Here is a 12,704-nt window from a genome sequence, read left to right as displayed (position 1 = left end):
GACAAATATGTGAACAAAAAATGTAAAAAAAAAACGTTTTAGGGGTTGAATTTTAATTATTTTTTTTGCATAATTCGTTAATTCTACTGTCAACAATATTCTATCAATAATATGAAAATTATTTCAGAAACCAAGCTAAAAGTTCGATATTCCGAAACAGACCAAATGGGTGTCGTTCATCATGGTAACTACGCGCAGTACTTAGAATTAGCTAGAATAGACTGGCTGTCGAAACTAGGGTTTTCTTATAAAACAATGGAAGAAAATGGTGTTATGCTTCCAGTATTTACCTTAGATCTTAAATTTAAGAAATCTGCTTTTTTTGATGATGAATTGACTGTTAAAACTTCATTAAGGAAAATTCCTACAGTAAAAATTATTTTTGACTTTGAAATCTTCAATAAAAATAAAGAATTATTAACTACAGCCACTACTACATTAGTCTTTGTTAACAGTAAAACAAGAAAACCCATCATGTGTCCTTCTTATTTACTTGAAAAAATAGAAGACAATTAATTAATCAAGTCTTTCTATTTTTATTTCATACAACGGAGAAAAAATCGGTTTTATTTTATCAGCAAGCTTTTTTCTGACAGAAATGTGAATTTTGCAATTTAGTTCTAGTTCTTGTTTTGTGATGTTTAGATTATGTTCTTTTATAATTCGCATTACTTTATTCATGTCTTTGTATTCAAAAATGATGATAAAATCAATATTGATAGTTTTTTCAATAATATTTGAATTTTCTAAAGCCAATTGAGCCGATGTTCTGTAGGCATTGATTAATCCACCAACACCAAGTTTTACACCACCAAAGTATCGAACAACTACAATTAGAATGTTAGTTACATCAAAAGATTGAATTTGCCCATAAATAGGTTGTCCTGCAGAATTCGAAGGTTCTCCATCATCATTGCTGCGGTACCGAATTGTTTCTGTACCTATTTGCCATGCGTAACACCAATGTCTGGCAGAATGATGTCGTTTTTTGAGTTGATCTATAATTTGTTTTACTTCTTCTTCGTTGGTAACCGGAAAGGAAAAACCAAAAAACTTACTATTCTTATCTTTAAAAAGAACCTCTTTAGAAGGGGCAGTAATAGTTTTATATGTGTCTTTATGATCCAATAGCTAGTCCTGGTTTATATAGAAAAAGTAACTAAGATAATGCTAAGAATAGCTAAACCAATACCAATCCAATTTTTGAGCATCAACTTTTCTTTGAAGAATAAGATACCTGCAATGGTCGATACTAGTAAGACTGCTACATTGTTAATAGTAAATACGGTAGAACTATCCATGTTTTCATATCTAAGTGCTTTTATTAAAAAGTAAATTGAAAAATAGTTAGGTACTCCTAGTCCGATTCCTGCAATAACGTTTTTTAATTGGAGTTTTAATGTGCCATTTATTCTTTTGTAAATTAAGGTACATACTCCAATAATTGCAGCAAAACCAAAGATAGTTGCTGAAAAAATAGAAACGTCATTTGCGGCCACATGATGTGTTTCAAAAAATTTTAAGCTGGTGTCGATTATCCCACTACCAATAAAAACCAATAATGGAAATATTAAGTTTCTTTTTGTAAGTGAAACACCTTCTGTAGTTTTTGAAGAGGTTAGATATACGGCTACTAGTGCAATTAGTATCCCCGTAATTTTTAGGATGCCTGTGCTTTCTTGATATACAATAACTCCAAAAATGATTGGGATCGCTAGGCTCATTTTAGTCGCTACGGCAGCAACAGATAATCCGTTTCTTTGTGTGGTTATTGCCATTAAATTAAAAACGGAAATGAAAACAATCCCTAAAATAGCAGCTCCGTAAAACCAACCTTGATTTGTAATGTACGTTATTTGTACAGGTTCAGAATAAGCAATGATTCCTGATACGGCAGCTACTACGTAGTTAACAATAATAGCTTGAAGAGTGTCGACATTATATTTTGCAAATAGTTTGAAAATGACAAAAATCAAGCTTGAAGCTAAAACGCTAAAGATTAAATAGATCAAAATAAATTAGATTTTAATGTAAATAGATTTGACACGTCTTCTGTTTTGGGGTCGTTATTCCAGATGTGGATCCCAAGTTTAGAAGCTGTATCCGTATTTTCTTTGGTGTCATCGATAAAAATTGTTTGATTGGGCACTATTTGGTGTTGCTCTAATACAAATTCAAAAATATCGGTATTTGGTTTTCTTAACTGTATTTCATGAGAAAGATAAAAATAGTTAAAGGAAGATCTGAATGCTTCATAAAATGAGACATTCTTTTTGATCCAATCAATATGTAACTCGTTCGTATTACTTAAAAGTATAAGATTATATTTTTTTTCTAATGCTAATTTTTGAATAAAATCTAATCTATGTTTCGGAAAATCTAATAAAATAGAATTCCATGCATGAGTAATTTCATCTTTAGATGCATTAGTGAGTATTTTTTGAAATAAATTAATACATTCAAAAGTAGAAATCTTTCCTACCTCATAAAGTAAATTAATTTCAGAAATTTCTTCAGTAGAGATTGGTCCTAATAATGAAAGTTCTCTAAATATTGCTTGTTTGTCTAAATTGATAAAAACATCTCCGAAATCAAAAATAATGGTCTTAATCATTTTGATATATTCTTAAAGTATCATTTACTGTTTTCTCTTCAGCAATAAGGTTTCCTTTTAGTAAAGGGGCTTTTATTCCGTTTTCAAAAGTAGTGTTTCCCTCAAAAACTCTGGCTTCATCCCAAAGGTTTTCATCAATGAATGATTGGATTGCATGTCTACCACCTTCTATAATAATGGATTGAATCTCTTTGCGGTATAAAACATCACATATTTCTGTTAGAACATTCGTGTTTTTAGGAACCTTTTTATATTGGGTATTGCCCTTGTCTTCTTCCTTGTTTTCTTCTGAAGTAATAATAATAGTTTCTGTAGTTTGGTCTAATATTGATGATTTTAAAGGGATTTTATTGGTAAGATCAATTGCTATTCTTGTTGGGTGATTTCCATGCCATTCTCGAATGGTTAATTTAGGATTGTCTTTAATAACAGTTTGATTTCCTACTAAAATAGCGGACTCTTCTGCACGCCATTTATGTACTAGTTGTCTCGAACTTGGATTTGTTATCCATATAGGTTTTCTCTCAGTATTGGTGTTGATAGGTGCTATGAAATGGTCGCAAGTTTGAGCCCATTTTAATATAATATAGGGACGCTTTTTATTGTGAAACGTAAAAAAACGTTTATTTAAATCATTACATTTTTTTTCTAATACGCCAACTACTACATCACAACCAGCATTCATTAATTTTTTAACTCCTGATCCAGATACTTTAGCAAATGGGTCAATTGTACCAATTACCACTTTTTTAATTCCTTTTTCTATAATTAAATCACTACAAGGAGGGGTTTTTCCATAGTGGCTGCAAGGTTCCAGGCTTACATATATGGTAGCTTCTTTTAGTAAAGACTGGTCTTTAACAGAATTAATAGCATGTACTTCGGCATGAGGTTCACCAGCTTTATAGTGCCAGCCCTCGCCAATAATTTTGTGATTTAAAACAATCACACTACCTACTAATGGATTAGGATATGTAGTCCCCAATCCGTTTTTGGCTAACTGGATGCAACGACTCATGTATTTTTGGTGTGTATTCACGTTACTTTATGCTTACCTGTTGTTGTTTATTGATTTTATAAGGATAAGAAAAACTTCCTAAATGGTATCTGATCGTACCTTTGTATTCTATATTTAGTGAATCTGTTTGTATTACCTTAAGAACGCTATTTAAAATACTATTTTTATTGTTTTTATAGATTTTAGAAAGAGAAAAAGTTCCTTCTAAAGGAATTGTAAATTCACTTTTTCCTGGAATGTCGAATTCTTGAGCAGAGATTGTTCCAACATCAATATTATCAACAAAAACATGAAAATCTTCTATAGATAGTTTTCCATTTAGTCGATTTGGGTTGTCAAAAATGGCATTTGCTTTTATGGTAACATCACGAATACTGGCATTTTTAATTAGAATAGCATCGACATATTTAAATTCTGGTTTTTTAGATAAAGAACATGCTGTTAAGAAGATAAATATTGTTAATAATAATAAAGGTCTCTTCATTGACTTCTGTTTAGATTTAGCTTATATTTCGATATCTATTAGAAATAATAGTATTACACAAAGTAAAATGTGTTTTCTGATTATTATTTCTTTAATAGTGTCACAAAAGTAGTATTTATAAATAGAATGAGTAGTATAAAAATACGTTCGATAGAATATAAAGATAACGAGGCAATAGCACTAGTAATACGAAGTGTTTTGTTAGAAATGGGCGTTCCTAAAATAGGTACTGCTTATGAGGATGAATCTTTAGATAAGATGTATGAAACGTATAGTAAAGACAATCAAATGTATTTTGTTCTTGAAGAAGAAGGTAAGATTGTTGGTGGGGCGGGTATTGCTCCTCTAAAAAATGAAGATATTACCATTTGTGAACTTCAAAAAATGTATTTCTTATCAGAGGTTAGAGGAAAAGGAGTTGGATTTATGATGATAAATACATGTCTTGATTTTGCAAAAGAACAAGGTTTTTTGAAATGTTATTTAGAAACAATGCCTTATATGACGGCAGCAAGGAAGCTGTATAAAAAAGTAGGTTTTCAAGATCTTGAGAAACCTGTTGGAAATACAGGGCACTATAGTTGTCATGCATGGATGATAAAAGACCTTTAATTCAAAAAGATTTACATTGAAAATAAAAGATCTTAGAACAGGTTTTGTAAATTCTTTATCTGACCTTTATGATAGAGAAGAGGTATTGTCTTTTTTCTATCTTCTTTCTGAAAAAATTTTAGAATTAAGAAGAGTCGATATAGCGCTTAAATTGAATGATTCACTTTCGGTAGAAAGTGTAGAGCAATTTAGGAATGCTCAAAATAGGTTGCAATCTCAGGAGCCTATTCAATATATTCTTGGGGATACAGAGTTTTATGGGGGGGTATTTACTGTAAATAAACATGTGTTAATACCTAGGCCCGAAACAGAAGAGTTGGTAGATTGGATCTTGCATGATCAAAAAAATAAAAATACTTCGCTGAAAATTTTAGATATAGGAACAGGTAGTGGTTGTATCGCTATTTCTTTGGCTAAAAATTTAAAAAAAGCAGAAGTATACGCTATTGATGTGTCTGAGGAAGCTCTTAAAGTGGCCAAGGCAAATGCAGAAAAAAATCAAGTAACTGTAAAGTTTATAAAACTTGATGTGTTAGCGGCTAGTGATTTATTTCAGAGTTTTGATATCATTGTTTCTAATCCGCCTTATGTTAGAGAATTGGAAAAAGAGGAAATGAAGCCTAATGTTTTAGATAACGAACCTAACTTGGCATTATTTGTTTCAAACGGAAAACCCTTGGTATTCTATGAGAAAATAACCAAATTGGCAAAAAAAAGATTGGATAGAGGAGGTGCATTATATTTCGAAATCAATCAATATTTAGGTAATGAAACAAAACTAATGATAGAAAATCTGGGTTTTAAGACCGTAGAATTACGTAAAGATTTGTACAATAGTGATAGAATGATTTGTGCAAAACTTTAAGATGTCAACTATCTGTTACTTGTTTAAAAGAGATAACTATATAAATATAATATAAATGACTACTCTTAATTCGATTTGTGTATTTTGCGGAAGTAGTGAAGGGAATGATATCACTATAATTGAAAAAGGTTTTTTACTTGGTGAAGAATTAGCTAGACGACAAATTACATTGGTCTATGGGGCGGCTAAGATTGGTATAATGGGAAAAGTAGCAGAAGGTGCTCTTACATCGAAAGGAAAAGTGATTGGTGTAATTCCAGAATTCTTAAAGTTAAAAGAAGTGATGCATTTAGGATTGCATGAGTTAATCACTACAGAAAATATGCATCAACGTAAAATGAAAATGCATGATCTTAGTGATGGCTTTATAACACTGCCTGGTGGATTCGGAACTTTAGAAGAGCTTTTTGAAATTATTACTTGGGCGCAACTAGGTTTGCATCAAAAACCAATTGGTTTGCTAAATGTTGGAGGGTTTTATGATGATCTCTTGCAACTGTTGGAGACTATGGTACGTAGAGGGTTTTTGAAAATAGAAAATTATGAATTATTGATTGTAGATGATAGTATAGATCAACTTTTAGAAAAAATGAAAATGTTTAAACCTAAAGAAGTGCCTAAATGGTTAAAACCAGAAAGGACATAGGAAATTAAATTTATAGATCGGTAAATGTTCGTAGCGAGTCTAAAAAAGGAATCATTAAAAGAATTATCATCAATCAAAATCAATAAAAAGGGAATTATCAAATGAGTACAGAAGAACAAATTAATCAACTTAGAGAAGAGTTACGTAAGCATAATTATAATTATTACATTCTTGATAAGCCTACAATTACGGATTATGATTTTGATATGAAGTTAAAAGAACTTCAAAAATTAGAAGAAAAACACCCTGAATTTTATGATGCTAATTCTCCTACATTAAGAGTAGGAGGCGAGGTAACCAAAAATTTCGAAACTCTGGTGCATGAATTTCGCATGTACTCTTTAGATAACTCCTATTCAAAAGAAGATTTACTGGATTGGGAAAAACGGATCAAAAAATTAGTTGATGGTGAGGTTAATTATACTTGTGAACTTAAATATGATGGTGCATCAATTAATTTGACTTATGAAAACGGAGAGTTGCTTAAAGCGGTTACAAGAGGAGACGGTATTCAAGGTGATAATGTCACCACAAATGTAAAAACAATAAAGTCTGTTCCATTAAAATTAAAAGGAGATTTTCCTGCAAAATTTGACATTAGAGGAGAAATTGTTTTGCCATACGAAGGTTTTGAGCAAATGAATAAAGAACGTATTGCTCAAGGTGAAGAACCCTATGCAAATCCAAGAAATACAGCTTCTGGAAGTTTAAAATTGCAAGATAGTAGTGAAACAGCTAAACGACCTTTAGATTGTTTGTTATATAGTATACAAGGAGAAAGGTTAGGAATTACTACGCAATATGAAAATTTAGAAAAAGCTAGAGAATGGGGGTTTAAAGTTCCTGTAGAATCAAAAATGGTAAACTCAATTGATGAAGTATTAGAGTTTGTGAACTATTGGGATAAACATAGGCATGATTTACCATATGAAACCGATGGAGTGGTTATTAAGGTTAATAATTTACAACAACAAGAAGAACTTGGTTATACTGCAAAAGCGCCTAGATGGGCTATGGCTTATAAATTTAAAGCAGAGCAAGTATTTACCATACTTAATGAAATTACATATCAAGTAGGTAGAACAGGTGCAATAACACCAGTCGCAAATTTAGAGCCAGTACAATTAGCAGGAACTACCGTAAAACGAGCTTCTTTACATAATGCCGATCAGATTGAGAAATTAGATGTTCGAATTGAAGATACTGTTTTTGTTGAAAAAGGAGGAGAGATTATACCTAAAATAGTTGGGGTAGATCTTCTTAAAAGACCTGAAAATTCAATGCCGACTTCTTATATAACAGAATGTCCGGTATGTAGTACAGTATTGATTCGGAAAGAAGGTGAAGCTCAACATTATTGCCCAAATTATTATGGATGTACTCCTCAAGTTGCGGGTCGCATTCAGCATTATATTTCTAGAAAAGCAATGGATATAGAGGGATTGGGAGGAGAAACTGTTTTGTTATTGGTTAATGAGGGGTTAATAAAAAATTATGCGGATTTGTATACGTTAACCAAAGAACAGGTTGTCCCGTTGGAACGAATGGCAGATAAAAGTGCAGACAATCTTATTCTTGGTATAGAAAAATCCAAAGAAATCTCTTTTGAAAGAGTGCTATTTGCATTGGGAATTAGATATGTCGGAGAAACTGTAGCTAAAAAACTCGCAAAGCATTATAAAACTATAGATGCTATTATGCTAGCAACCGAAGAAGAATTGGTGAATGTAGATGAAATTGGAATTAAAATAGCGCAAAGTGTAGTGGAGTTCTTTTCTTCTGAAGATAATAGGAACTTAATTAATCAATTGAAACAACATGGTGTGCAGTTGGAAATCTCTGCTGAGAAATTAGCCAATCAAACAGATACGTTACAAGGTCAGATTTTTGTTGTATCTGGTGTGTTTGAAAAAGTAACTCGTAACGAACTTAAGAAGCTCATAGAAGATAATGGAGGTAAAGTTTCAAGTTCAATATCCTCAAAAACATCATATATAGTTGCTGGAGCTAACATGGGACCAAGCAAGTTAGAGAAAGCGAGTTCATTAGGGATTTCAATTATTAGTGAAGATCAGTTTCTTGAAAAAATAGAATGAAAATAAGAACATTAATTAAAGTACTATTAATTTTAACAGGAGGACTTTGTGTGCTTAGTGTAGCGCTGCAAAACTCCAGTTTAGAGTTGTATGTGAAACCAATGACAGTTCCATTGTTTTTCATGTTGTATTGGTTTAATGTGAAAAAAATTGACATCTTATTTCTTGTAATTTTATTGCTTTGTTTTCTAGGAGATGTGTTTCTATTAACAGATATAAAAAACAGCTTTATTTATGTTTTGATAAGTTATGTGCTTTGCTATGTAATTTTATTCTACTATCTATTAAAAAATCACAAAAAGATTAATTTTAGTACTACTGATATAATTTACTTGTCAGTGTTTTTTGTGATCTGGACATATGTGGTTTATGAAATTTATTCGGCCATAGAAGGGCAAATGGGAGATATAAGATTATATGGATTGATTTACATGATTGTTTTGTATTTTTTGCTTCTTGGTGCGGTTTTTCAATATACTAACATTAGATCAACAAAGTCTTTATGGTTTTTAATAGCAATTCTTAATTTTGTGATAAGCGATTCTTGTTTTGCTTTAAATAGATTTTATATTTCTTCAATAGAGTTAGAGGTAATTAATGCAATCTATCAATTACTTGCTGTGTTTTTTCTAGTTAAGTATAAAATATCAAGCCCAGTCTCCTTAAAATTAAAAAGCCCATGACCTTGGGTGTATTGTGATTTTTGATTCTTTTAAAAATTAGTATATTGTGCTTAAAAAGAGTCTTTTAAATGTTTGCGTGATTAACTTTTTTGGGTATATCACATAATTGTTTTTGAGTACAAGAAAAATTAATGAATGGAGAGAAAATACTAAAGCTTTTTATTTCCTTTTTGATTGTATTGCAAGTATTAGAATTTGTGTTTTTTACAAGTTACTTAAATGCTTATCTTAATATTGCAATTTTGATATCGATAACGGTTCTGTATTTAGTAAGTACAAAAAGTATAAAAACCCTACATATTATTGTTTTGTTGGTGTTTTTGTTAAGGGAGCTAATACCATTTTTTGGTGATTTAAGTAGTATGATAGAATATCAAATGACTGCAAATCTAATTGCTAATATCTTGTTGTTTTATTTTTTGTACTATAATCACAAGTCCTTTGTATATAACAAAAGGGATGTTTTTACTTTAGTTTTAGGTAGTTCCTTGTATACTGTAATCTTTTTTATGGTTTATCAAATCCTTAAAGAACCTATGGGAGAATTGTATTTACTAGGTTTTCTTCATTTAGTATTGCTTTATATATTGTTGGTAGTAGGGGCGATGCATTATATAAATATAAGATCCGAGAAATCTTTATGGTTTTTTTTAGCAATGTTGAATTTTTCATTTAGTGAAAATATGCTGCTAATCGATCGATTTTATTTAGAATCTTATGAGTTAGAGGTTTTAATACTAATATGTAAACCATTAGCAATGTTTTTTTTGGTTAATTATATGATAACAAAATCTCTTAAACTTAAATCAGAAGAATTTGAAGGTTTTTAAAAAACATAATTTTAAAAGGAGTATTTGGATACAAAAAAAAGCACATATCATTTGTTTTATGCCACTAGTTTTTTAACATTAATTGTAACAATTTTTGCGAAGGATTTAGTGATTTACTTTAAACCTCCGGTTATAATCTCTTTGGGGATACTTTACCTAGTAAATGCTGAGCATAGAAATTTTGGTGTAATTTTAAGTCTTATATTAATCATAATATGTGAAGTGCTTTTTTTGCAGGATTATTTAGGTAATTTCGAATTGCTACATATTTTGTTTTCCTGTTATTACTTATTAAATATTATTTTACTTTGGAAAAGTCTTAAAGTGATAAAAATACAGTTTAAGAAAGTTGTGACTTTGCAGTTAATTGTTTCAATGTTGTTAATAGGTTATGTGTTGTATACTGTAGCTCATTTGATTTTACCTCAGGTAAATGATCATGTTGTGGTTTTGATTGTTCTTATTTTCTTTTTCGCAGTTTTTATAGGGGTTTGTTATTATATATATTTAAATAGTAAAACTGTGGTTAGTTATTCTTTAATGGTTGCGGCTTCCTGTTTTTTGATTGTGAATATTGTAACTGCATTAAATAGACTTTATATTTATTTAGAAATTTTTCCGGTTATCACAACAGTTTTGCAGATTTGTGGACAGTTTTTTTTGATAAAGTTTTTTATAGAGAGGCATAAGTTAATGCCTAATAATGAAGAATATTTTTAATTATAAAATTTTATTTCTATTTGAAAAAAACAAGTATAACATATCTGTTTTTCTATTTTTCTTTTTTATTGATAATAGGTGTTTCTATATTTTTTGAGAGAACGTTACTTCTTGTTGTAAAGCCAATTATTCCGCTATCTTTAATAGTGATTTATCTTCAATCTGTAAGAGAGAGAAATATTCTTTTCTTAATATGTATGCTATTGATTTTAGTTGTTGATATTTTTATTTACACAGATTTTGTGAGGTATTATGATATTATAGCGGTATTGATTACGTTTTTTTATGCTTTAGGATCTTTTTTGATTAAAGATTATATTTTGAAAGAAGATTTGCAGATAAAAAAACTGATTTCGATATCGGTAGCCATAGGTACTCTCTTTATTGTTTATTTGATATATTCAATAACAGAATTGGCAATGCCCAAAATCAATGACTCTCTGTTTTCTGTGGCATCAATTACGATTAGTTTGTTGTTGTTTTCAGCTTGTAGTTTTATTGTGTATAAAGCTGATCGATATGAAAAAGGAATTTACTTGTTTATAGCAACTTGTTGTACATTGTTTACAGATGCTTTATTGGCAATTAATGAATTATACTATTATACTAGGGAGTTTACGGTTCTTGCCAATATTTCAGAAATAATAGGTCTGTACTTTTTTACAAGTTTTTTTGTTCAAACTAGTTTAAAGGATAAAACACTTGATGAAAGTGATTTTTTCTAAAATTCCCTTAGTTTTATTTTAAAGAGTAGATCTTTTGGTTACCTTAGGTTCTAAATTTTGTTACTTTTTGAAAAGATCTGGTATTACATATTTGTTTTTCTATTGCACCTTTCTCATTGTAATGTGTTCTGCGATTTTTTTAGATAAATCAAGTCTAATATATACTAAGCCATTTGTTCAAATAGCACTCATAGTCCTTTACCTTACAGAAGTGAAAAGAATTAATTTTCTATTTCCAATAATGATGCTTGCAGTACTTGTATTAGATGTCTTTATTTATATCGATTTTGTCAAATATTTAAATCTTATAACTGCATTAGTTTTGGTATATTACTTGGGAGGCGTATTAATGCTAAAACAATATATCTCTAAAGAGGATATAAAAGTTAGTAAGCTTGTTTCTCTTCCAGTACTTGTAAGTGTTGCTTTCGTGTCATATTTAATTTATGCTATCGCAGAACTTGCTTTACCTAGAGCAAAAGATTCTATTGGTGCTATATTATTAATTGCAACAGGGGCATTAGTATTTTCGATGGCTAATTTTATAGTGTATATGGTGGATAGATACGAGAAGTCAATATATCTATTTGTTACCGCCTGCTGCACATTGTTTATCGATGGTCTTTTGGCGATTAATGAGATGTATTATTATGCAAAAGTATTTACAATTTTGATTAATCTTGTGGAAATAACAGGATTGTATTTTTTAACAAGTTTTTTTATTGAAACCAAGCTTATAGAAACAAAATCTTCTAAAGGGAAATATTTTTGAAGTAAATATGTTTAAGGTGTATGTCTGATTATCAAGGCTTTCCTTTTTTCTTAGAAGGGAGTAGGTGATTTTAATGAGTAAAATGGCTACATTTGTGGCTTCTTAATCTTTTTGTGAATGATTTTAAAGGGTCTTAAAAGAAATGCTATCAAAAAAAATATTGAAGCACATTTGAAGAAAAGAAATTCTTCTTCAGATAGTATTTCTACTCTTAAAACGCTAGCAGTTCTTGTTGATGCCTCTTATGATATAAATATTATTTCCTTAATTAAATTGGCAAATGAATTAGGGGTTTCACCAGATAAATTAAAGATAGTTGGCTATAAAGAAGAAAAAGATTTAGATAATGATAAAGATGCAGCGTATTACAATGATAAAAGTTTTGGAGTTAGTGGGGGAGTTAAAAGTAATTCTTTACAAGAATTTGTAAATAAGGATTACGATGTTTTGATTAGTTTTTATTCAGAAAACAAACTCGAACTTAATTATGTTGCAGCAGTTTCAAAAGCTAAATTTAAAGTTGGTTTTGGAACCGTAGATAATAGGATTAATGATTTGATTATAGGAGCAACAGTTGATAATCCTAATCTATTTATCAAGGAACTTAAGAAGTATTTAAAAATTTTACAGATTATATAA

The 12,704-nt window shown here is 30.0% G+C and carries 15 protein-coding genes; 10 read left to right on the top strand and 5 right to left on the bottom strand.

Annotation, left to right across the window (positions count from 1 at the left end):
- The first annotated feature begins 111 nt into the window (after positions 1 to 111).
- The gene (locus tag AWE51_RS07250; RefSeq protein WP_066311576.1) at positions 112 to 516 is read left to right on the top strand and encodes an acyl-CoA thioesterase; all 405 of its coding nucleotides are present in this window, start codon (positions 112 to 114) and stop codon (positions 514 to 516) included.
- On the opposite strand, the gene AWE51_RS07245 is transcribed toward AWE51_RS07250, so the two are convergent.
- Genes AWE51_RS07245 through AWE51_RS07225 form a run of 5 tightly spaced genes read right to left on the bottom strand, consistent with a single transcriptional unit; the run spans position 517 to position 4,116 of the window.
- A complete protein-coding gene (locus tag AWE51_RS07245) occupies positions 517 to 1,128 on the bottom strand; it encodes an IMPACT family protein (protein WP_066311574.1) in 612 nt (203 codons plus the stop codon).
- 14 nt (positions 1,129 to 1,142) lie between these two features.
- A complete protein-coding gene (locus AWE51_RS07240; RefSeq protein WP_066311573.1) occupies positions 1,143 to 2,012 on the bottom strand; it encodes a DMT family transporter in 870 nt (289 codons plus the stop codon).
- The gene (locus tag AWE51_RS07235) at positions 2,009 to 2,614 is read right to left on the bottom strand and encodes an HAD family hydrolase (RefSeq protein ID WP_066311570.1); all 606 of its coding nucleotides are present in this window, start codon (positions 2,612 to 2,614) and stop codon (positions 2,009 to 2,011) included. The genes AWE51_RS07240 and AWE51_RS07235 overlap by 4 nt, the downstream gene beginning before the upstream one ends.
- Positions 2,607 to 3,653, bottom strand: a complete 1,047-nt coding sequence (gene ribD / locus AWE51_RS07230) for a bifunctional diaminohydroxyphosphoribosylaminopyrimidine deaminase/5-amino-6-(5-phosphoribosylamino)uracil reductase RibD (RefSeq protein ID WP_099098772.1) — start codon at positions 3,651 to 3,653, stop codon at positions 2,607 to 2,609. Before ribD ends, AWE51_RS07235 begins: the two co-directional genes overlap by 8 nt.
- 1 nt (position 3,654) lies before the next feature.
- A complete protein-coding gene (locus tag AWE51_RS07225; protein ID WP_066311567.1) occupies positions 3,655 to 4,116 on the bottom strand; it encodes a hypothetical protein in 462 nt (153 codons plus the stop codon).
- A 126-nt stretch (positions 4,117 to 4,242) separates the two neighbouring features.
- On the opposite strand from AWE51_RS07225, the gene AWE51_RS07220 reads away from it, so the two are divergent.
- The 9 genes from AWE51_RS07220 (at position 4,243) to AWE51_RS07175 (ending at position 12,704) form a co-directional block, all read left to right on the top strand.
- Positions 4,243 to 4,728, top strand: a complete 486-nt coding sequence (locus AWE51_RS07220; RefSeq protein WP_066311566.1) for a GNAT family N-acetyltransferase — start codon at positions 4,243 to 4,245, stop codon at positions 4,726 to 4,728.
- A gap of 16 nt (positions 4,729 to 4,744) precedes the next feature.
- Positions 4,745 to 5,593, top strand: a complete 849-nt coding sequence (gene prmC, locus AWE51_RS07215; RefSeq protein WP_066311559.1) for a peptide chain release factor N(5)-glutamine methyltransferase — start codon at positions 4,745 to 4,747, stop codon at positions 5,591 to 5,593.
- Positions 5,594 to 5,648: 55 nt separating this feature from the next.
- Positions 5,649 to 6,239, top strand: a complete 591-nt coding sequence (locus tag AWE51_RS07210) for an LOG family protein (RefSeq protein WP_066311557.1) — start codon at positions 5,649 to 5,651, stop codon at positions 6,237 to 6,239.
- Between the two features lie 101 nt (positions 6,240 to 6,340).
- On the top strand, positions 6,341 to 8,335 hold the full coding sequence (ligA, locus tag AWE51_RS07205; RefSeq protein WP_066311553.1) for an NAD-dependent DNA ligase LigA: 1,995 nt from the start codon (positions 6,341 to 6,343) through the stop codon (positions 8,333 to 8,335).
- Positions 8,332 to 9,018, top strand: coding sequence for a lysoplasmalogenase family protein (locus AWE51_RS07200; RefSeq protein ID WP_066311551.1), 687 nt, complete (start codon positions 8,332 to 8,334; stop codon positions 9,016 to 9,018). The genes ligA and AWE51_RS07200 overlap by 4 nt, the downstream gene beginning before the upstream one ends.
- Positions 9,019 to 9,149: 131 nt before the next feature.
- Positions 9,150 to 9,848: a hypothetical protein gene (locus AWE51_RS07195; protein ID WP_066311549.1), complete on the top strand. Its 699-nt coding sequence runs from the start codon at positions 9,150 to 9,152 to the stop codon at positions 9,846 to 9,848.
- A 917-nt stretch (positions 9,849 to 10,765) separates the two neighbouring features.
- Positions 10,766 to 11,293, top strand: a complete 528-nt coding sequence (locus tag AWE51_RS07185; protein WP_066311543.1) for a hypothetical protein — start codon at positions 10,766 to 10,768, stop codon at positions 11,291 to 11,293.
- A 211-nt stretch (positions 11,294 to 11,504) separates the two neighbouring features.
- Positions 11,505 to 12,065, top strand: coding sequence for a hypothetical protein (locus AWE51_RS07180; protein ID WP_157766035.1), 561 nt, complete (start codon positions 11,505 to 11,507; stop codon positions 12,063 to 12,065).
- Positions 12,066 to 12,182: 117 nt separating this feature from the next.
- Positions 12,183 to 12,704, top strand: a complete 522-nt coding sequence (locus AWE51_RS07175; protein WP_232517354.1) for a DUF6913 domain-containing protein — start codon at positions 12,183 to 12,185, stop codon at positions 12,702 to 12,704.

This window comes from Aquimarina aggregata, from assembly GCF_001632745.1.
Taxonomy (GTDB): Bacteria; Bacteroidota; Bacteroidia; order Flavobacteriales; family Flavobacteriaceae; genus Aquimarina; species Aquimarina aggregata.
The sequence above is the reverse complement of the archived record's forward strand: the minus strand, read 5'-3'. Positions and strand labels throughout refer to the sequence as shown.